The 21,030-nt window shown below is 52.2% G+C and carries 16 protein-coding genes; 9 read left to right on the top strand and 7 right to left on the bottom strand.

Annotated features, from left to right (window positions below; genetic code table 11):
- Positions 1–248: 248 nt before the first annotated feature.
- From ACOI1H_RS16700 to ACOI1H_RS16665, 8 genes are all read left to right on the top strand, one after another.
- Entirely contained in the window at positions 249–998 is a 750-nt protein-coding gene (locus ACOI1H_RS16700) for a hypothetical protein (protein WP_422438975.1), read from the top strand.
- Positions 995–2,296 (top strand): DnaB-like helicase C-terminal domain-containing protein, encoded by a 1,302-nt coding sequence (locus ACOI1H_RS16695; RefSeq protein WP_422438974.1) that lies wholly within the window; start codon positions 995–997, stop codon positions 2,294–2,296. The genes ACOI1H_RS16700 and ACOI1H_RS16695 overlap by 4 nt, the downstream gene beginning before the upstream one ends.
- A gap of 793 nt (positions 2,297–3,089) precedes the next feature.
- On the top strand, positions 3,090–3,458 hold the full coding sequence (locus ACOI1H_RS16690; RefSeq protein WP_422438973.1) for a hypothetical protein: 369 nt from the start codon (positions 3,090–3,092) through the stop codon (positions 3,456–3,458).
- A gap of 21 nt (positions 3,459–3,479) precedes the next feature.
- Positions 3,480–3,887, top strand: coding sequence for a hypothetical protein (locus ACOI1H_RS16685; RefSeq protein WP_422438972.1), 408 nt, complete (start codon positions 3,480–3,482; stop codon positions 3,885–3,887).
- Positions 3,887–4,189 carry a hypothetical protein gene (locus ACOI1H_RS16680; protein WP_422438971.1) on the top strand — a complete coding sequence of 101 codons (303 nt, stop codon included), beginning with the start codon at positions 3,887–3,889 and terminating at the stop codon, positions 4,187–4,189. The genes ACOI1H_RS16685 and ACOI1H_RS16680 overlap by 1 nt, the downstream gene beginning before the upstream one ends.
- Before the next feature lie 15 nt (positions 4,190–4,204).
- Complete coding sequence (locus ACOI1H_RS16675; protein ID WP_422438970.1) at positions 4,205–6,628, top strand: hypothetical protein; 2,424 nt, start codon at positions 4,205–4,207, stop codon at positions 6,626–6,628.
- Positions 6,615–7,466, top strand: coding sequence for a hypothetical protein (locus ACOI1H_RS16670; RefSeq protein ID WP_422438969.1), 852 nt, complete (start codon positions 6,615–6,617; stop codon positions 7,464–7,466). The genes ACOI1H_RS16675 and ACOI1H_RS16670 overlap by 14 nt, the downstream gene beginning before the upstream one ends.
- A gap of 60 nt (positions 7,467–7,526) precedes the next feature.
- Complete coding sequence (locus tag ACOI1H_RS16665) at positions 7,527–11,057, top strand: hypothetical protein (RefSeq protein WP_422438968.1); 3,531 nt, start codon at positions 7,527–7,529, stop codon at positions 11,055–11,057.
- Between the two features lie 57 nt (positions 11,058–11,114).
- Here ACOI1H_RS16665 and ACOI1H_RS16660 read toward each other — a convergent pair whose 3' ends face one another.
- From ACOI1H_RS16660 to ACOI1H_RS16640, 5 genes are all read right to left on the bottom strand, one after another.
- On the bottom strand, positions 11,115–12,098 hold the full coding sequence (locus ACOI1H_RS16660) for a hypothetical protein (RefSeq protein ID WP_422438967.1): 984 nt from the start codon (positions 12,096–12,098) through the stop codon (positions 11,115–11,117).
- An 86-nt stretch (positions 12,099–12,184) separates the two neighbouring features.
- Positions 12,185–13,198: an ATPase, T2SS/T4P/T4SS family gene (locus ACOI1H_RS16655; protein WP_422438966.1), complete on the bottom strand. Its 1,014-nt coding sequence runs from the start codon at positions 13,196–13,198 to the stop codon at positions 12,185–12,187.
- A gap of 3 nt (positions 13,199–13,201) precedes the next feature.
- A complete protein-coding gene (locus ACOI1H_RS16650; RefSeq protein ID WP_422438965.1) occupies positions 13,202–14,851 on the bottom strand; it encodes a TrbI/VirB10 family protein in 1,650 nt (549 codons plus the stop codon).
- An 18-nt stretch (positions 14,852–14,869) separates the two neighbouring features.
- Positions 14,870–16,090 carry a TrbG/VirB9 family P-type conjugative transfer protein gene (locus tag ACOI1H_RS16645; protein ID WP_422438964.1) on the bottom strand — a complete coding sequence of 407 codons (1,221 nt, stop codon included), beginning with the start codon at positions 16,088–16,090 and terminating at the stop codon, positions 14,870–14,872.
- Positions 16,087–16,818, bottom strand: a complete 732-nt coding sequence (locus ACOI1H_RS16640; RefSeq protein ID WP_422438963.1) for a VirB8/TrbF family protein — start codon at positions 16,816–16,818, stop codon at positions 16,087–16,089. The genes ACOI1H_RS16645 and ACOI1H_RS16640 overlap by 4 nt, the downstream gene beginning before the upstream one ends.
- Before the next feature lie 283 nt (positions 16,819–17,101).
- Between ACOI1H_RS16640 and ACOI1H_RS16635 the strand changes: the two genes are divergently transcribed.
- Positions 17,102–19,945 (top strand): type IV secretory system conjugative DNA transfer family protein, encoded by a 2,844-nt coding sequence (locus ACOI1H_RS16635; protein ID WP_422438962.1) that lies wholly within the window; start codon positions 17,102–17,104, stop codon positions 19,943–19,945.
- A gap of 99 nt (positions 19,946–20,044) precedes the next feature.
- Here ACOI1H_RS16635 and ACOI1H_RS16630 read toward each other — a convergent pair whose 3' ends face one another.
- Positions 20,045–20,635, bottom strand: coding sequence for a hypothetical protein (locus tag ACOI1H_RS16630; RefSeq protein ID WP_422438961.1), 591 nt, complete (start codon positions 20,633–20,635; stop codon positions 20,045–20,047).
- 3 nt (positions 20,636–20,638) lie between these two features.
- The coding region (locus tag ACOI1H_RS16625; RefSeq protein WP_422438960.1) for a hypothetical protein at positions 20,639–21,030 on the bottom strand (392 nt) is incomplete at its 5' end.

Raw genomic sequence — 21,030 nt, 5'->3', positions numbered from 1 at the left:
GCAAACCGACGCGGCCTTGATCTCGACACCGGCGTTCATGATGCAGCCAAAGCCACTGATCCGGAACGGGCGACACTTCACATGGATCAGGAACCCTGTCCTATCCGCGTGATCCGTCACGACCTTGCGCGTCAGCGCGTCAGAACCTGACACAAATATTTTTGCAAATCGCTTTGTTCGGAGCTCTTTCGAGACAAACTCCAACAAGCGGGATGGACAGCCTGCAACCTGAAGAAGGAGGGGACGACATGCTCAAGCAAGTCGATGCGAAACATATTGTCGAAATGTCTGCGGCGTTGGAAAACAGCGAGCTTGGTGGTGCGATGCGCCTTCTTTCTCGCATCATGTCAACGGGTCGGCCGATCGCCGCTGATCGCGCACATATCGTTGCACAGATGACCGCAGAAACATGGCTGGACTCAAAGCTTGCCATCCTTGATTTTTTCGAAATCGCTGGCGATGAAATCTCCCATCAGGCCCTGCAACATGCCATCACGCCATCGATCAGCAGTGCTCCGAAACAGCGCCTTGGACAGACGGCACCCCTGCCGATCGTCAACCCTGCACGGCAGGTCGTCGTTCCAAATTATCCCTGTCGCAACGCGCCGGAGCGCATTTCAATAAAGCAGGCCGCATTCGACACCATGGTCCGTATGTGCAACGCAGCAGATCAGTCGGAAAATACTGCACGGGCTATCCTCGCGTCTCTCTTGAAGACCTGGCCTGAAGGCGATGTCTATAATGCCGTCTACCAAGCAGAGAAACAAGGCTTCCTCGTCGATCCGAAAAGATGGATCTTAGCCTCCCTCAAAAAGACCTCATTGCCCACCGTCCGGCAAACACATCAACGTGGCGCGATCGTTGCCGCACCCCAGAAGCGTCACGAGATGACAACCCCGGGTTCAGTTGGTGTGAGCCAATCCGCCGCGGATAAAATCCGGGACAAAAACCGCGCACTCAAGCTAGATCTCACGTCACATGAAGGAACAAAACCATGATGCAAACCAGCTCTCTACTGACCCTGGAAGCACAGGTCATCGGTGCTGTTCTGGCCAACCCAGGATTCTTTAATCGCGCTGCACTTCTGTCAGACGATGCGTTCAACGACCCGAACTACAAAGCTCTTTGGCATTGCGTCTTCGCATCGGGCACGCGAGGTGAGGACCTGCGCCCGGCCCCCATCGCAGTCCGTTACGCCTCGGTTGTTGAGCCAATGGGCGGCATTGCATTTCTTAACCGCCTCGTGCTCCATTCCGAAGATATTTCTTCAGTTTTCAACGAAGCTGTCGATCGCCTGCACGACGAGCTTCAGTGGCGGCGGATCACAGCGATCTCACTTCGCCTGACGTCTGCCGTCAACAGTAGGGAAAAATCGCCCAGTCAAATCCTGTCTGGTCTTGAAACGCTTTGCCGATCCCACCTCTCGGGCGGCCGCCTCACAACGCGAACGAAATCCGAAGTCGCAAAAGCTGCGATTGATAGCGCACGGAACAAGGTTGAGGCGGACAGAACCGGCATCGACAGCCTCGACCTTATGATGCAAGGCGGGCTACAGCCCAAGCGCCTCTACGGTATCGGCGCACAATTTGGTCGTGGCAAAACAGTGCTGCTCGGAACGGTTTCAGACAACTTGAATATTCAGAAAGCGCCGCACCTTTTTCTCTCGCTCGAGACACCGCCGGAAGACATCGAACTACGCGCCTGTGCCCGCCACATGAAACTCAACGTCTCCGCGATTCACGATAGCGGAGACCCTGACCACGAGACTTTCATCGCAAAGGCAGACTCATACGTCGCGCTTGCCTCTGACTACACATACTATGACTACTCTCCTCAGGCGACGATCGACGAAATCGTGCGTAAGATCCTTGCATCGAAAGCTCGCTATGGCATCAAGGGATTCATCCTTGACTACTGGCAACTTGTGCGTGGACGTCAGAAAGGACAATCGGAAGACGATCATATGACAGAGGTTGCTGACCGACTTGCAGCCATTTGCAGGCAAGAAGATCTGTGGGGTATTGTCACAGCTCAGGTCGACGAGCGCGGGCGCCTCAAGAAGTCTGATGCGCTCTACCAGTCTGCGTCTCTCTACATCCGTCTTTGCCGCGAAGAGAACGAAACGCGCGCCTATTTCGTCACAGAGAAGTCAAACTATACGCGCTACACGGATAACGGAAACGAGTCGATCTCACTCATGGTGTTCGATGACAGCGTCGGTCCCCAATTCCGCAATACAGAGTCTGTCGACATACCAGATCTGGCGCAACAGTCGGAAGATGCCATCATCGTTTGACCAGGACGGCGCTCGTCACTCCCACGTGGTGAGCGCCAATCTGCATGGTGCGTGAGCATGCCTTTGCATCTAAGGTCTAATGCTTTCAAAGCTAGCGAAACGGGTGAACTATAATCCGTATTTCCAGAGACCCATTCCGACACTTTATGCGGACATAACGAGCGCGGCACGCTGCACATGACGGTTGGCTTGAGTCTTGACATGCGCAAATCTGCTGACGGGATCAAGCAGGTGGCGGGCCCTAAACTCAGGCGTTTACCTGCAAACGCCAGGATCTCACAAATCGAGGGTCGCCATCTCAACAGCCTCAATACTTTTCCAAAAACTACGGCAGAGAATGACTACAGCTCTGTAGAGACAACTGATGGTCTCGGCCAATGCATTCTCGCAGATGTCTTCGACGGCGAAAGGGGATTGTGGCCCCAGGAGTGGGTAAGTCCGTGAAGCGAATGAGATGTCGATGCCTTCATCGGTCAGGCGTTGAGTGTGCGGATGAAGACCTATTCAGCCTTGCGATCGCTTTGAAGCATCACGCTGCCGCCCAACCAGGTGGGTGTCGTTTTACGCCGCACCTAACCCCACGCATCCAGAACGAAGCATGCATTCGATGGCCCTGAAAGCAGCCAGCTACGATGTGATTGGCGAAGTTGTCGATCACAACAAAAACTCGCGCCCGACGGACCCACCGCGGAGGAGGAAATAAGAAAAACAGGCGCTTTGGAAGCAGAGATCCCTTCCCTAATTCCCGATCAGAACAACACTCTCATCAAACCTGATTCCGAAGGGACAAAAAATGAAAATCAAGACGACAACCGTCAAGAATGGCCTGGACATCCTGACGCTTGCCTCGGCAGTCGCCATCATTCTGATGCAAGCCTCACCTGCCTTCGCAGCCACCGCAGCCACCGCAGGAAGTGACGGCATCTTCACCAAATCCTGCACAATGCTCTGGAATCTGAAAAAATGGCTGTTCGGGGTCGTCTACGTCCTTGGCGCAATTGGCATGGTCTTGATCGCTGTGTCCGCATTTCTGGGCCGGTTCAAATTCGCCCACCTGATCTCTCTCGGCGGCGGCCTCTTCATCGTCGCAATGTCCGATCTGCTTATCCAATGGCTCGTCAGTTCAGGATCTAAAGACCAAGCCGACGGCTGCAAGCAATAAAAGCACTACAGGAGTATGCAAATGAACCCGCCCATTCTCACATCTTCCAAGAAAAAAGCAGCCCTGATCGGGCTGCTTGCTACAGCATGCCTTGCTGCCGCCGACAGTGCGTCAGCTCAGCAAATCTACAATGGCTGGCAGGCAACAGAAGTCGCACCGCAGAGCTACGGTGAAACACCGCTCCTATTTGGAGTCGCAGCGTTCAAGATTTGCCAGCTTAAGACATTCCTGTTCGCAGCAGTCTACGTTCTCGGATCGATCGCACTCGTGATTTTTGCCATCCGCGCCCTCTTCACGAAATTTGAGATGAAGCAGTTCATTCCAATTCTCGGGGCCCTGTTCATTGTCGCATCGGCTGATCTATTTATCGCCTGGATGTCGACGGATGCGTTCTATTGTCCGACAACCCTGAGCAGCATGTCAAACTGATGGCTGAACTGCGCGCAGGCATATACCAAGCGGTCGCGAGCCCAAAGCAGTTTCTCTGGGCTCCTTTCGAACTCGCGATCGTCAATATCGTCATGGCAAGCATGATCATGATGTTATCCTTGCTTGTGCTCGGGATCACACCATTCGTCTCCATCATCCCATTGGTCTTCGGTCATATCGGCCTGGTTGTTGCTGGGAGCAGAAATCCTCACCTGACAACCACACTCCAAGCCACCGGAAAATACCCACCATTCCGCCGGAACCTCGCACGGGTCTCCAAGGGCACCAAATACATTCCCTGATAAAAGTGACTTACAATGGCAATCGAACCCACCCTTTCCTTCGCGCGCGATGTTGGCCTCATAACATCGGTAGGAGCAATCCTAGCCGGCATTACAGCGTTTGCCGGGGCAGCAATTCTTGTGCCTGCCGTCACACGAACAATCCTGCCAAAGCCGAGGGAAACACATCTCTCCGACTTTCTTCCATTTGAAGCGCTCGATGGGGATATGCGCACATTGCACCTCAAGAACGGTGGCTTCGCACGATATTATGTGATCGGAGGCCTTGATCAGACATTCATGGATCAGGGCGAAGGACTCGTCGTAACAAACTGGCGAAAGAACTTCCTTGACGGCCTGGCAGAGCTCAATGTGACCGCACGCATCTTCACGATGCGTCGCAAAATCAAGATTCCGACGTCAGAGGGATTTCCGAATGAAATCGCGCGAGAGATTGCCGAGAAGTGGAATGAGCCTTTCAAGGATGCATACAAGACAATTAATATTGTCTGCCTCACCGCAAAGACGATACAAAAACTGAACGAAGGTGAGCAAATTATCGACTCCTCCTTGGCTCGCTACGAGGTTTCGCGACTGACGCAAGATCCTCAGATGAACCCGCTCCGTATGACCCTGGGTGCATTCCTCGGATCAATGACGGCACCGGCCAGTTCCCCTGCACCGAAAGGCTACGGACTCAATATCTCTGATGCACTTGCTGGCGACGTTGTTTGGTTCAGACCTGACGGATTGATCGAATTCACCGGCGGCCGTGAGAAAAAATATGCGCTCGCAATCGGGATCAAAAAACTCGGCGACGACATGAATAGCACGCTCGCCACAGAGCTCGCATCACTGAACATGGAAATGACGATATCTCGATACGTGGAGCCGATGTCCAAAGCAGAGGCTATTATCAAGCTCGAACAACACGCGCGCCTTGCTGCTGCTTCAAGCTTCAACCCATCAATCGTTGGCCAATTTCAAGAGGCAGCAATGATGGTAGAAGGCAACGACGAAAGCAAATCAAGTCTGTGCGCTTACTGCCAAGTAATTCTGGTATACGGAAAAACGCATCAAGAGGTCTATGATCACGAAGTCCTAATTCGAAATGTGATCGCATCTAACGGCGCAACAGCGGTGCGCGAACTCGGAGCTTCGCAAGCATCATGGTTCCTCCAATTTCCATCCCTTGACCTCCTTCCCAGGCCATACAAGCTTTTTAGCTTCAATATCGCTTTCGACTTCACGCTCGACAAACCAGCATCTGGTTTTGAGAACTCCGACTGGGGCAAAGGCCCTATCGCAAACTTCAAAACGACGTCTCAGACCGTTTATCAGCATCAGTTCCATATCAGTGATGAGCCAGCGGCTTTGGGCCACGGAGTCGTTATCGCACCAACTGGTTCGGGCAAAACCGTTCTGATGGAATTCCTTTCCTTGATGTCATCCCGACATAAGAATGTGAAGCACTTCTTCTTCGACAGATATCGTGGCACAGCGATCTACAACCTCGCTATGGGCGGACAATACATCTCATTGAACAATGACCCTCTGCCGTGGTCTCAAGCGGGAGGTATGAATCCATTTGACTGCGAAGATAACCCAGAAAACCGGACGTTCCTCAAACTCTGGCTTTCCTCGATCTCCGGATGTGACGACAACGAAGCACTGACTGAAATCAGCGAAGCGGTAGACACAGCATTCGAAGAACTGGACAGAGGTGAGAGATCTCTGTCGACAATACACAAGGCCCTTTTCTCCCCATCATCCCGCATCCGAAACGAGCTCCAAAAATGGGTCAGCGAAACCGGTTACGGTCCTCTGTTCAACGCTGAGCGTGATGCAATCGATATCGACGACAGCTGGCTTGTCTCGTTCGACATGACCAAGCTTCTGGAAGACCCGAAGCTCGGTGCAGCAACTGTTCATTACCTGATGCACAAGATCAGGGCCACGATGAAGCGCAACCAGTCACCAGGTTTTATCTTCATCGACGAAACCGAGCCCCTCCTAGCGGACCCAAGTTTTAGACGCCTCTTCACTATTTCATTACAGGAATTCAGAAAGATTCAGGGTGCTGTTATTTCTGTTTTCCAAAGGCCAGAGGCAATTGCAGCCGCAGGGGTGTCTCAGCTTGTGAGGCAACAATCGGGGACCTATTATCTTTTTCAGAACCCGGGTGCCCGCGCCTCCGACTACCGGGAATTTGAGCTAACCGATCGCGAACTCGCCTTCGTTCTCGGACAGTCAGGAATTGCAAAGAAGTCGAAGCGGAGCATTTTGATCAAGAGACCAATGTCAGGGGAGAGCGTCATTGTAGACGTCGACCTTTCGGGCCTCGGACCACACCTCAAAATATTCTCGTCCTCGAACAAAGACGTGTCGCTGGTTGAAGAGCTCTACCGAAAAATGGACGGCAAATGGATCGAAAGGTATCTGCATCATGATGCGCCATAAGAACAAAACGAATAGAGTGACCCGATTAGGTCTGGCAGTGGCCGTTTGCACCATGACCGCCACAAGCTCGCAGGCTTGGACTATTCCTACGATTGACCCCACAGCCATTGCTCGCCTGGCCGAGCAATCTCAGACGCTGCGCAATCAGCTCTCATCTCTGACTGACATGAAGAAGCTTGCAGAAGACCAGCTCTCTGTCTTGGGTGAATTCGGCGTCATGGGGGATATTTTCGGAAGCTCAGGATTTGCCAGCATTGGGAGTCAGGCCGAGTTCTACGAAAACCTGAAGAAATTCGCCTTTGACCCCTGCGCAATCAACCTGTGCCAGATCGGTGAAAATCCCGTCGGAACGACAAATATCGAAGAGGCAATGGCGTGGGCAAGAACAAACTTTTACACCTCTGAACCACTCAACAACGAAGAAATGCGTGACCTTCAAGAAGTGCGTAGGCGTTCCGTGGTCTATGCGACAACGAACGGCATGGCCCTCGCAACCGTCGTTCACAACGAGCTTGCCGGAGCAGGTAGTGAAGCTGATGCATTGGAACAGATCGTTTCTGCCTCGCAAAACCTCCGCGGTGACGTAAGGGCAAACAGTGCGATTGCCTTGGCGACTTACAAAATTGAGGTCGAGAAGCTCGCGATTTTGACTGCAATGCTCAATATCGAAGCCACCAATGCAATGCAATCCACAGATATATACCATGAAAATGGTGGCACAGAATTTCCTGATGCATTCATGGACGGTGATTTTACTGGAGGTGATTTTACGAGACGAACGAAAGTCACAATGCCAAAAAAGAATGATGGCGTACCTGCTGCAAGCAGCGATCAATAACAAAGTAGCTTCAAGCTTGCACGACGTTAGCAGACGAAAATTACAGACGAGGATGATAGCATGAATAAGTTAAAATTGGGCTTTCTGGCGCTATTCTCGTCTACCAGCATTATTTCCGCGACACCCTTGTCGGCTTTTTTTGGGCCTGTCTGCATTCCCACACTCTATAACTGCATGTGCACTTACATCATGCCTTGCCCTGTCACAGACTCCACCCAAATCGGCGAGATCGTAAAAGGGATTCAGGATGCGCAGCAGAAACTCGAAGTGCTAAAGAGCATAAACAATCCAAAAGAAATGTTTATGATGGCTATCAGCGGTGAGGGTGGCATTCAGATCCCAGGCATGAGTTCAATCGGCATCGACATCAACGGCATTATTTCAGGAGACCTCAAAGGGCTTGGGATTCCTTCCGGCATTGATCTGAACATGATCAAGTCCCTTGCTTCCGGTGATATCAATGCGAATACCTTCACTGCCCTTGCCGGTGCGGCCGGCGTGGACATGAGCGCGCTTGAACAAGCCGGCCTAACGCCAGCTACGCTCGACGCGATCGCACGAGGGCAACTGACACCAGCGATGCTGATTGGCCCATCCGGAGCGATGGGCATCACACCCGGTGTTGCCGCACTGCATGATAGCCTATCACAAATCGGCATCGACAATGACATGATCAGCGCAGTCGCAACTGGTCGACTGTCTCCTGCTGCACTTATGCAGATGGCAACCTCCGCCGGCATAACCGGCGAACAGTTGAATACTCTTGGACTGACCCCGCAAAATCTCGGAGCCCTGGCCCAAGGCAGTATGTCCATGTCCGACCAGCTCCGCCTGGCGTCAGGCCTTGGGATGCAGGGCAACATCCTCTCTGGGATTGGAATTGATCAAAACCTGGTCCAGAACATTGCGAGCGGATCAGATAGTATTCAGTCCCTGATCTCTCGAGCAAATGCCGCGGGATTAACCACAACCGACTTGGCAGGCATTGGTCTGGACGCGGACACCCTTCAACGCCTTGGTTCGGGAATGAGTCCTTCCGCAGTGATGGGTCTGATGCAACGTGCGGGCTTTGACCGATCACCCCTCACGGCCTTGGGCATCAATGCAGAACTTCTGGGGCAGATCGCATCAGGCGAGCTCCCGCCTGATGCTCTCAACCTTCTCGCCGCAAACGCGGGCTTGAGTCCGTCTGCAATAATCATCCCCGGTTCTACATCGACAATTTCCATGCCATCAACATCCGGTCGAGGCTCTGCCGGACAGGACTTCATCACTATTCCGACGAGCTCGGTTCCAGGCTTTGATAATGTTTTGAATCAGGCGCGCGGGGGGACATCGTGCTCAGCCGGAGGTTCCGGATCACCGACGGAAATCAGTCCGTCTCTCGGCGCATACGGCTTCGACGATGACTACTCCAAGGCAGCGTCTGCAATCTTTGGCGGAGAGAGCGGCGGTAACTGGAAAATCTCGGAGCAAGCCGGATATAGTCCTGCCCGGGCGCGGGAAGTCTTTCCGTCCGCGTTTGGAGAAATGAATGACTCTGAAATTAGGGCTGTCACGTCACAGGGTGACAGTGCTTTTTTCGAGAAGATTTACGGCCCAGGATCGTCAGCAGGTGGACGTCTCGGCAATGCAAATGCCGGAGACGGATATAAATTCCGTGGGCGCTCATGGCTCCAACTTACGGGAAGAGATAACTACCAGCGATATGCTGAAATTACTGGCCATGACATCGTTAGTAATCCAGACCTCCTGATCACTGATTCACAAGTCTCGGCAGACGTGACAGCGGCATACCTTGCAGATCGCGTGGATAAGACAGGAGATCCAGTAGCTGATGTCCGCGCCGCCGTCTCAGGAACAAGAACCGGTCTTGGCTACACAATGAATATTGACGCAGATCGAGCACGCTTCGCAGCCCTTGGCGGTGAGAACCCTTCTGAGATTGCATCCGTCTATAGTGGATCTTGCTCTGCTACCAAGCAGAGCGGACCGTTCCCGGTTGGAACGCCACCTGACATGTGCAAGGCAGAGAACCTGACATTGATCTCCACGGACATCGCACCAAACTCATATGGAGACGACCTGCCAAACATTGACATGGCAATTTCGGGCGGAGACCTGCAATCATTTCCCGAAGCAATTACAGCCGTTCAGCAAGCAAATATTGAAACAGCCGCATTTGGCTTTGCGCGATCCGTCACAGTGCAGAACATCGTCGTGAAGGCCATGATGAATATCCCGGCGTTTGAGCAAATGCTTGATCAGACGACAACGCTCAAGGAAGATCTTACTGTCTACGACACCATTCAAGCCCAACTCATGACAGCACGCGCAGAAACGGCATCAATGCTGACAGCCCTTGTAAGTATGAAAGCGGCAAAAATTCTTGGTCCAGACGTTCTGTCACCGACGCCAACATTCCCTCAAAACTCTCGGTTTCAGGAAATCATCGCGCAAAGGATCACAGAACCCGCAACCGCCGAGGCGCAAATATCACGTGAGACTAAACTTGTTGCGCAGGACCACTCAGAATTCGTCCGGGATACCCGCAATGCTGTGCACAATCATAATCTGATTAACGATGCTATTGCAGTCGCTGATGGGATGCCAGTAATCGCCGGCATCATAGACAGCCATGAAGCATTGAAGCTCATGCAGGTAAGTCTTGAAGGCACCATTAAAAGCCGCCTCGAGCAACTTTATATTGATCCTGACGCAGCATGGGACATTCTCAGGCTCCAGCTTTATACCGAAGCTGGGCTCTACCTTGACAGCAAGAAGTATGATGAAGGATTTGCGGATGCAAAATCATTGAGCCAGGCAGTCACAGCGATCTCCGCTCGGACAGCTTATGGAGCAAGAAAGACCTACACTGTCCGTGATTCGGATGGAAATCTGGTCGTTATGGGAAGTAAAGCGTCTGAGACACCCTACGCATACGACTTTATCGATGCAAAGGGGGCCCCTATGGATGAGCCCTACGCTGTGAAGCCCAGAACAACCCTCGTTCAAAGGAGTGGTAGCGACGAAGATGAATACATGCCGGCAGGGTATGAGATGGTTGGAGCATTCCAATACTATCTCGAACTCGTCAGGAGAACTCAGTTCTACGCCGAACTTCGGCGCGGCGACACCATGACGTCGATGTCCAGCAGGTTCTGGATTGAGATGATTACAAATGCCTCAAAATGCATGAGCGGACCGCTTGAACTCAACGACGATAATCTCATCAAGCGGCCGGAAATGTTCGACCTGGCGGCAGATTGTGATCACTTGACGTGGTCAGGCGGTGACGAAGGAGACTATATCAGCGCCGTCGAACTCGGCGGAGCAGATGCATCCCTGTGGACGTCGAAAATCACCCTCGACCGCACCCAGAAACGCACTGGAGGACCCGAGAAGGTGATGCTCGATCTCGCAGCGGCCATTGCGTATGCAAAGGAGCATGACCTCCTTGGGCGCATGGAAGAGTTGAACCTGACAAAAACAGCTCAAAATGTCGAAAAGCTTCTTGCGACATTGACGGGTGCGTTGACGGACACGGCATTCGGAACCGTCATCCAGCTACCAAACCCGGCCGGCAGATAAATACAATGGAGGCCGAACATGGGCTCGGTCTCCATCTCATACAGTGTCTTGAGCTGATTAAAACTTGTTACGTTTCGACAAAATTCTCGACAAGAACGATCTCGAGTCTTCAACGTGCCCGGAGTCTCCCACATCATGGAGTGGGGCTACCTTCTTCGCCGTAGCGCCGATGGTCTGCTCGTAGGCACGACGACTGTCTTCTTCTATGTTCCACATCAAACCCGTTTCAGGGTCTCGCTCAGACGGCATAGACGCCGCGTAGAGAGATGGCGGCACATGTGTCATCCTAGCGAGTGCTCCGACAGGCGGCGCATGATCCTTGATACATTCAAGCGTATTAATCGCCGACGACCTTAATTTTATGTGATCATCCTGCTGAAGGCTTCCCAGTGGGCCACGCATGAGGTTTTCCGCACTCCTCGGCTCCACTCCAGTCCTTGGGTAGATTGTTTTTCCACGGTGCCCGGAATCAGTGCTCGAAGGGTGGGAATCTGGCCGCCCCCATGTATACTGAAAAAGGTCATAATAGATGCCATGTGTGCGACCTCCACCATTTTCGAGGTAGGCGTGCTTGATGTTACCCGGACCAGGCCTTTCAAAAATGCACGACCACGCATAAAGGTCCAGCAGACGGTTGTAGGATGCGGTCTTGCCGAGCCCCGCAGGTTTGATCGGCCTATATTTCATGACGGCGGTCGCACGCGCGTCGGGAAGAAAGTCACCCGACTTTACATCCAGAACGGAAATTTTTCCAGCTGTTTGATCGTACGTGAAGCCAAAGCACTCGTAGATCACCTCGTAGAGAGCGTGAGGCGAAAAACCATCCCAGACGATGACAGGTGCCGCAGGAGATTTGGTCAGCCACAGCGCATCCTTGCTGAGCTTATCAAGAGCCTCCGGAACCTCATAGCCAGGAAGGGCTACAATGGCGTATGGCCTTTTGGTATCTGCGCCGCCGATGTCATCGGCCGCGGTTGTAAAAGAGCTAAAAACGAGCCTTTCAGCTACGTTTCTGTCATGCCAGGGTAGATGGCGAGACATTTATTCGTCCTCATATTCACTCCCTCTGCTGCTACACTACGGATCAACGAGTATATTGGCCAGAACAGATATGGACGAAGCAAGTTTCAGGAATTTCTTTTCCTGGCGATATCACGCGATGGGAAAGCAATATCGACAACACGACGGCGACCATCGCGCCTCTCAAGCTGGATGACGGCACCAACCTGACTTGCAATACTGTCGTAGAGTGATCTACCAGAGAGGGCGATGTCTGCGCCAGCAATACTCATGTTATTTGCAAAGGCTGCAATAGCCTCCGCAGGCGATCCGGCATGGACCGTAGTGATGACAGGATGCCCTTTACCCATTGTCGCGTAGATGGGTTGCGCGTTGGCTATGGAAAGCTCGCCGCAAATAATCCAGTCTGGCGTCAGTCGCACAAGGGAGTCGATAATTTCCGGGTATCCTATGGCGTTCGCAGATCGAGTTCTCGGGACCATCATGTGGACGCGATTGCGCTGCAACACAGAAAGCTCTCTCGCATCTTCAACTGTGATAATACGTTCATTTTCTGGGATGAGTTCGATCACCTTGTTTGTAAACGTGGTCTTACCGGTCGAGGTCGCACCGGAAACAATAATAGATTCGTGGCGCGCAATAATCTCATGAAGTGCCTCGATATGATCCTCACCCACGTCGAAAGCGAGTAGACCAGCCGCACTTCCAGGTAGCTGTGCATCTCCAACAAGCCCATAGGAAGAAAAATCGATGCGCGTATCAGCCATCAAAGATCTGATGGCCAGAGCGACGCCGACACGATCGTCCAGACTATATCGCACATTGGAGCCGACAACAGCCTGGAAGCGAAATGGTGCACCTGGCAACTCACAGGAAACGATCGGGATATCAGCCTCTGAAAATTTTGCGTTATTGATATTCGCAAGCACTTTGCAGAGCCTAAAAATATAGTCGTAGGTTAGTTCCGGAGCCTCAAATTCCTGCCAATCCGATCCTCGATCCTTGATCCAGACATACCCAGGCCTGTTCATCACCAGCTCTTCAAGATTCGGGCGACTATAGAACGCATGCAATTTTCGAAGGACGCGACCAGCAATGTGATTCGGATCAGCTGTCAGCACTGTTTACTCCACTAACCCTGTTATATCATCCAACGTCGCAGGCGCTTCGGGAGATACCGTTTTTTCAATAACATCGCCGTTCTTGTCTAGTTGAGGTGTTTCCTCCACTTTATAGAGGCGGCCCCCAACAACGATCGATGGGCCCTGATATCCTGGGGCAGCAGGGACGAGTGTAAGACTGCTCGGAAGATCCCTACTTGCCTCTCCGACGTTGATATCCTTGAGGTCGAACGTCATGTCAGCCAACCTGACAACCTTGCGATCATCAGCAAAGTAGATGTCTTCACTGATTTCGATGTCGATGCGACTCCCTTTCGGGATGACTGAAATCCTTCTGACATCCTGAATATCCTTAATAATATCCTGTGCTGTGCCGCGGGCCTCACCGGTCACGATGCGAATACCTTCGTTATTTGCACTTTTTTCAGAAATGGTATTGCCGTTTGCGTCGACAACCACCTTTTCATCTTCCCCAAACACAGCCATGATAACGCCAGCTGACGCGTCGATTATGGTTGAAATGATCGGCAGCCCATAACGATCGAAAGACGAGCTATAAGTCCTTCCCACAGCTCCCCCTACACCGGACGCGTCTCGGGTATCCGCTGGTAACTCGAAAGAAATAGAGCGACCATCTGTCGTGATGATGCGATTCCAAGCGACACCAGCTCTTTTACCGATGAACTCGCCGCACTCGCCGATGATACGTGAGCCTGCCGCAATAAGTGGAACGGCACTTGTCGCACTGTAAACATCACTCTCCACGATCGCAACGACCTTGCCACACATAACGTTAGAAACGGGCGTATCCAGGACAGCCTTGATAACCCGATCAGCCGTCAAAATCTTGGATCGGTCGACGGGAAGACTCGCATCCGTGAATGGGATCTTGCTGTCGTAACGATCCTGCGTCGCAATGGTTTCCACTGTCATCTGATCGTAACCAACACCAGAAAAATCCGGAGCGGCAGGAATTGGTGCCGCAGACACAACTGTGATACCGGGCTGAGACGACGCAGCCCCTTGATGCATACCTCCCATACTACCGAAATACCGACGCGCAACATCTTCGTTTGTGGGTCCTGCCGGCGCGACTGGAATAATATCAGGCCGGATGATCACAACAGGTGCGATCTCTTCCGGAATAGCCACTTCCTCAGGCTTGGTTACGGTTATCTCCACCGGGATCTGGATTGACGTCTGGTCCTCGCCGTCGACACCAATCACGATCGCGGTCGACAAGTTTTTCTCAACGTCCGATGTATAGTTCACAGTGATCATACATCGCCCGCCACTACGCTCAAGTTCTTCTGGGCAATCATTTTCGACGATAAAACCGGGAAAAACACCAACGGAAGTGATACTGAAAACTCTACCAATCTTTCCGCCAACATTTCTAAGCTCAAAGTTTTTTGTCAGGGTTTCGTTGATCATACCTGAAATAACAAGACTGGTTTCAGAGACTTGAAACTGTGCTGGTGTTTCAGCTGCCTTACGCAGCGCCTCCAAAAGGTCGGCGCCAGCATCAATAGTCTGTTCAGACATATCCTTCAGTTCAGGACCATTGAAAATAGTGTCAGAACCAGTCACCTGTGCGAATGAAGGACTGGCAACAAACAGAGCCAAAATGGAACAAGATACTATTCTGCGCATGACGGGACCTCTCGAAGATTACTTGTTACGGCTTGGAGTTACTTGGTCTTCAGCGTTGACCTGCTTGATGCAGACCGCACGAGTTCCACTGCGCAGGACGAAATCGCCGATAGCCTCAACAATAATCACCTCGCTCTGACGGCCTGTCACACGCGTATTTACGCGGCCTTCGATGCCGTCAACAATCCGGAATACTGCTGGACGATCTGTCATTCCAGCAGGAAACGTCAGATATGTGAAGCGGCCGTCCGTATATGCATATTCTGGTGCAATACTCCGATCACCCTCGTTCACTTCAAACATTTTCAAGTTGAAGATTCTCCGGTCCGTTGGAACAGGCTCTTCCCCTTGACTGGCAGCATTGGGAAGGTTGATACCACCCCCACCTGCCTGACTGGAAGATGTCGAGCCATCGGCGGATGTTTGCGGCGGGGCGACATATGCATTGCGCTTTTCACCATTGAACCATTCGCCGTTACTCTTGCTGGGAGCAGCTTCGACAAAAACCTGAAGATCTGTGACCTTCGTCGTATTACGACCTTCGGTCCGAAGGTAAAATGTGTAGACGTTTCCAGAGCCGCCGGTGATGTTCAGTGACGTATCAAGTCCTGTCTGAATACTCTTGATGGCGATCTGGTTCGGCCGCAGAATTGACGCCTCAACGGCGCCTGGATCACCAATAACGATATCCTGCGCAGCCTCCCACTGAGGAAGAACGATACTCGTGACCATCCCAGCCCTGAGCCGAACCGGCATCACCAGATCAGAGCTCCATTGATACCGGATAGTTCCGGGAGCTGACTGACCTTGTGACATGTTGTCAAACGGCCTGTTCCAGGCGTCCTGAGTCATGCCGGCCGGCATGCCGTTTTGAGATACGCCAGCGTAATTGCCAGAGAGCTGGTCACCGGCCTGGTTCATCCTCTGGGTATTATAGTCAGACAATCCACCAGCAAGCGCATCCGGCCCCTGGGAATTTTCATCTACATAAAACAGGTCGTCCTGCTGGGGAGGTTGCGCTGGGTAGGCTGGATATTGCCCAGTGCCAGGCACTGGTTGCTGACCATTGTAATCGCGCTGAACGAGATCCGTCGACTGCGGTATCTGACCACTCACGCCATAGTTTGGCTGAGCGATGGCAAGGCCGGGCCGACTAGGCGGAACCTGAGCGAAAAGCACTCCTGGTGCCACAGTCGCCAACAATACGGCGAGAGCAAAACTTTTTCTGTAGATGTTCACTGGTCTTTCTCCGCGAGTGAAAAGTTGACTACGGTAAACCCGGTCGGGTTGATGAGCATTTGGTCCTTCGTCATATCCCTGAGCGGCCGAAACTCAATATCCACTGTCGCAGTGTAGGTTTTCTCATCGACGAGCTTCTGACGTTGATCATACGACTTGGCAGTATAATCCGCGATGTAGAGTGAGCCGAGTTTTACGGTGTTGACAGCGACAATCGAGACACGCCGCTCAGCACCCTGCCCTCGAATGAGATCCAAGGTCGGACTGACAGAATCGACAAAGCGGTTGTATTCATCCGCATCAGTCGTGACGCCAATATAACCACCCCTGCCCCAGCGGTCTGCCATGACCTCTTCGGATCTGAGGATCTCAGACCGATTTACGATGTATTCACGCACAAGCTTCTCAGTGAGGAGGTCCTTGGCTTCGAAAGTATCTTCGATTGGCTTGATACTATGAGCAACAGAACCGGCATCAGTCAATTCAACCAAGAAAGGCCGGACTTCCTTAAGAGGAAAAATGCTCACAAGAAGAAAGGCCTGTACCACGCAAACAACGAGGGCTGCAAACAGAGAAATACTTACAACGCGCAGAGACATCAGAAGACGACGCTCTCTCAAAGCGCCCACAGAAAAGTCTTTTGGGTATCCAGGAGATCCTATGCTGGCCTGCTCGACGGTCGCGGGCATACCACCATCAGACGCGCCTTTCTTGATCTTATCAAACATCTAAATCACACCTGCATGTCAACAGGAATGGACATAGGGATTTCCGTGCAAGCACATGGAGTCCCTTTGAGATCATCGATGCCGCGCCCAATGCCAACTGGCCCGGGTGTAATTTTTGAGTTCGCTCCAGCGTCTGTGCAACCGGTCAAACCTACCAGTAAAGCAGCGATGATCGCCCCTGTTCGCATACCCATATTCATCCAAAAAACTCCGTTCCGGCTTAGGTTTTTTCCGTGTCTTACCTACCTCAGATAAGACAGCAAAAAGGCGATCCAAAAAGCAAATGTTCGACAATCGACCATCACTCCACAAGCGCGACAAGAACCTGGAACGAGCCGGGGCCTTCAATGATCTCAAGAAAATCTCCGAGATCACTAATCGCCTCGTCCTTTGGAGCATTCTATGGTTCCTCGTAGGCCTCGTGCTTTTTTTTCCGTTTCATGTGGCAATCTTCGGGGGTGTACCGTTTGTTGATAGGCTGCGGTTCATCGGAGCCTTCTTTTCAGGCTTTGGAGCAGCACTCACAGGATCTGGGGATCTTTCGTTCACTCAATGGATCGAATCTTTCTGGGGGTGGTATTTCAAGTCCGCAAAGGCGTCGATCCTCCCGTCTGGAGACGAAACGGCAATCGATCTGTGGAAAGTGTGTCTCGTTCTGGGAGTATGGGGCACAGCCGTCATCTCTCCTTTGATGCTGATCAGTGTCAGGACGGAGGGCTTGGAAAAAACACCCAACATCTTTGGCGACACGCGTTGGGCCGACGAACGTGATATTGCCGCTATGTCAAAACGAGACCTGGTAGGTTTTGACGGAAAACTCTTCCTGGTTGGAAAGCTTAAAAACCAACTTATCCAAATGAAAGAAACGCTGAGTATCCTTCTCCTCGCACCGCCGGGGACAGGTAAAACCGTCGCATTTATTGTCCCCTCGACAGTTATGATGGATAAATCATGCCAGCTTTTGAATGACCAAAAGCCGGAACTCTTTCACATGACCTCAGGTCATAGGGCGACCATCGGTCCTGTCTTTCAGCTCATGTGGTCGGCACAGGATCTCCCAGACGGTGGATACATCACGGAAGAGCAAGCGCAGCTAATCGCTCCAGCGCTGATCGACCTTGACGAGAACGGCGAACCCATGCGCGATCAAATGGGTGCCATTAAAGTCAAACAGATGTTCTTTCCAAGCTGGAACCCCATCGGCCCATCATCCATTCCAGCAGCCGGACCACGGCGAGATCTCTATATCGAGCGCCTGGTTGCCGTCCTTTGCCCTGATCCACAAGGTGGTGATAAGTTCTGGACGTCAAAGGCACGCTCGGCCCTCATCGGCCTAATCCACTTTCTGGTTGCTAAAGTTGAGCTCGGCCAAAACCCAGAATTCCCTGACATTACTGAAAATGGCATTCCACCACTCTGGCGCGGGAAGGAAGCATCATTTCCAATGTTCGTCGATTGGTTCACCGACGCACAAAGTGATATCGAGGATGGCGATGGCGAAGATCCGATGCGGGAGCTCTTCCGCAAGGCTGTAGCCGAAGCCCGCACCATGGATGACGCCTACATAGCCAGATATGGGATTTCGATCATGAATAGATCGAAGGCTGAAATGACGCAGCTGATGAACCAGCCAGACAAAACACGTGGTTCGATCCTCACAACTCTTGACGAAGCCCTCAACCCGTTCAAGAACGAAGCGGTCCGTCAGCGAACATCAAACAGCTCGTTCTCATTCACAGAGCTTCGCGGGTCACCAAAACAAGAACCGCGTGAGCGCGAGGAAGCAAGGGTCAAAGCATCTAAGGAACGTGGCGAGGCTTATATGCCACGTTACAAGCGCGATGAATGGGAACCGATCACGATCTATATCTCGATCAATGCGGAAGACGCTAAGGCCTTTGCAACGATTACTGGCATATTTGTCGATAGCGCAAACGCATACCTCGTCGCCAACGGCCCCAATGCGATCGATGATCGCGGCAACCAGCTCGGACCGCATGATTTCTTCTTTCTCTTGGACGAAACACCAACGCTTCCAAAGCTTGACACTGTAATCAACGGCCCAGCTGTAGGTCGATCTAAGCGGGTAAGCTATGCCATTGTCGGCCAAGACTTCGCCCAGATCGAAACACGATATTCGAAGGCAGAAGTTGAAACCATGAAGTCTACGACTGCCATCAAGGTCGTCCTTTCGCAAAACAACGAAACAGCGGCGCGGTCGATTTCTCAAATGGCCGGATCAATGACCTACAAAAAGGCCAGCTATGGTCGTAAGGAAAGTGGCGATCCGATCACCAAGTTCCTCGACCTCAAGAAGGAAATCATCACCAGCGAAAACTGGGAGAAGCGTGATTTCATTGACGCGAGCTTCGTCATGTCGATGCCGGATGGGAAGCACATCGTGCTGGTGCAAAATTTCATGAACCGCCCTATTCTCTCGGACACACCTCGGTTTTTCGAAGAGCCTGAAATCAGTAAGCGCGTCTACAACCTGCGCACGGGATTAGGCCCCAAGCCATCTCTCCCGATGCCAGCCAGGCTTATGCTGAAAGCAGCCGATTCAGGAAAGAAAGCAGAAACACTTCGCCAGAAGGCCATCGACATCAAGGCCGCCCTAATCGATCCTATCGTGGCCATCGTCGTATCACCAAAGAACACGTCTGAACTCAGCTATGACTTTGACACAGAATTATTCAGAATCGCACCTGGAGAGAGCTGGGCGATTGCGCAGGTCAAACTGACAGATGCAGACCGTTTTTTCGAAACGCCAGACGCAAAGCAAGTCACAGTGACGTCAGATCCAGAAACGATCAAGACCCTGACTGCGAGCCGGAAGGTCTACGTCTTTTCCGACGATGACTTCACCGCACTCAACGATGTGATCGGCGCAGGTGATCGTATCCCGCCAGAGCTGAAAGTTGCAGTCAAGACCGACGCACTCGAGATCGAAAATGAGACCGAAGGTAACTTCTTCACAGTCGGGTATTACGGCACAGCTCGAAACGACCGGCCGAACGACATGTCGGTCATAGATGAGAACTTCGGACTGTCGTGGATGTGTGAAATCGTCAACGTTGTTCACGGGTGCGCTTACGAATACAAGCGCATTACACTGGGTGCTGCCTGACATCACACAAGAGTGGCCCTGCCTGATTAGATCTCAGGCAGGGCTACAACATGATAGTCGAAGATAGATTATGCAGATGCGCATTACCATCGACAGATCTCACCCGTCTTCCTTCTTCCTTTCACCGTCAGAAGGTAATCGCTCGAGTGGCGCGATTTCATCATCAGACTCGACATCTTCAATGATTGCCCTTGCGCGAACAAGCGAGTTCATTGCTGTATCCACGTTCCGCTCGGCAATCCAGATCGCCCTCATGGCCGGCGTCAGATAGCGAAAAACAAGACCGAAGTCTGCACTCGCATCTGCAACGTATGTCCGCCTCCTGCGATCCCACGAGACACCAGGGATGTGCCGTGCGTTGTCCATCTCAAAGCGAGGCACAAACAGAGGAACCAGTGTCTCATCATCACCGTCATCGCCAACAGAGCCGCCATCTACAAGGCCGGCGATGTCGTTAAGGTCGACACGGCATTCGAGAACAGCTTCCAGCAGCTCACTGATCCAGATCATCCGTGCCGTAGGTGATACCCATCGCGAAAAGGAAGCTAGATCAACCGATTTCGGGAGAGGGCTCGGAACATGAAGACGTGCGTCACCCTCGATCATCACAGCACCAAGTGACAGCGCTGCTGCCCGCTCTGCACCAGGCACATAGACAGGCGCGCCTGGAGACAATCGCTGCTTTTTCATATCTTATCTCTCATCCGCCGCCTTCATGAGATCATCCATAAGACCTCTCCCCTTCCTGATGGCTTCAGGAGCATACTTTTGAATGACGTCGCCTGTTTTTGCGATGGCATTACCAATGGGCCGCAAGGCATCGAGATTCGCGTGTAGTCCTTTTCTGGACATCATCGGATGACCATCTCTTTCGACTTTCTTTGGGTCCAGGTGACCAAGTTCAGAAAGCGACTTGCCGATTGCCCTGCGCCCCATATCGAGGCGGTCATGGGCAAGCTTCTCATCTTGGTTCAGTTTATCCTTGCGCTTACGAAGATCCTTGAGAATATCCAGATTGTTGTCGTAAATATCAATCAGACGACCAGGGTTTGATCGGGCAATCTCCATGATAGCCTTGTCCACCA

The sequence above is a fragment of the Loktanella sp. DJP18 genome (assembly GCF_049310965.1).
GTDB lineage: Bacteria > Pseudomonadota > Alphaproteobacteria > Rhodobacterales > Rhodobacteraceae > Loktanella.
The sequence above is the reverse complement of the archived record's forward strand: the minus strand, read 5'-3'. Positions and strand labels throughout refer to the sequence as shown.

Excerpts from the sequence above, each read along its gene's own strand:
- ACOI1H_RS16660 (WP_422438967.1), bottom strand. The coding sequence starts at position 12,098 with ATGTCTCGCCATCTACCCTGGCATGACAGAAACGTAGCTGAAAGGCTC.
- ACOI1H_RS16695 (WP_422438974.1), top strand. The coding sequence starts at position 995 with ATGATGCAAACCAGCTCTCTACTGACCCTGGAAGCACAGGTCATCGGT.
- ACOI1H_RS16650 (WP_422438965.1), bottom strand. The coding sequence starts at position 14,851 with ATGCGCAGAATAGTATCTTGTTCCATTTTGGCTCTGTTTGTTGCCAGT.
- ACOI1H_RS16635 (WP_422438962.1), top strand. The coding sequence starts at position 17,102 with ATGTTCGACAATCGACCATCACTCCACAAGCGCGACAAGAACCTGGAA.
- ACOI1H_RS16665 (WP_422438968.1), top strand. The coding sequence starts at position 7,527 with ATGAATAAGTTAAAATTGGGCTTTCTGGCGCTATTCTCGTCTACCAGC.
- ACOI1H_RS16670 (WP_422438969.1), top strand. The coding sequence starts at position 6,615 with ATGATGCGCCATAAGAACAAAACGAATAGAGTGACCCGATTAGGTCTG.
- ACOI1H_RS16680 (WP_422438971.1), top strand. The coding sequence starts at position 3,887 with ATGGCTGAACTGCGCGCAGGCATATACCAAGCGGTCGCGAGCCCAAAG.
- ACOI1H_RS16685 (WP_422438972.1), top strand. The coding sequence starts at position 3,480 with ATGAACCCGCCCATTCTCACATCTTCCAAGAAAAAAGCAGCCCTGATC.
- ACOI1H_RS16690 (WP_422438973.1), top strand. The coding sequence starts at position 3,090 with ATGAAAATCAAGACGACAACCGTCAAGAATGGCCTGGACATCCTGACG.
- ACOI1H_RS16675 (WP_422438970.1), top strand. The coding sequence starts at position 4,205 with ATGGCAATCGAACCCACCCTTTCCTTCGCGCGCGATGTTGGCCTCATA.
- ACOI1H_RS16640 (WP_422438963.1), bottom strand. The coding sequence starts at position 16,818 with ATGTTTGATAAGATCAAGAAAGGCGCGTCTGATGGTGGTATGCCCGCG.
- ACOI1H_RS16630 (WP_422438961.1), bottom strand. The coding sequence starts at position 20,635 with ATGAAAAAGCAGCGATTGTCTCCAGGCGCGCCTGTCTATGTGCCTGGT.
- ACOI1H_RS16700 (WP_422438975.1), top strand. The coding sequence starts at position 249 with ATGCTCAAGCAAGTCGATGCGAAACATATTGTCGAAATGTCTGCGGCG.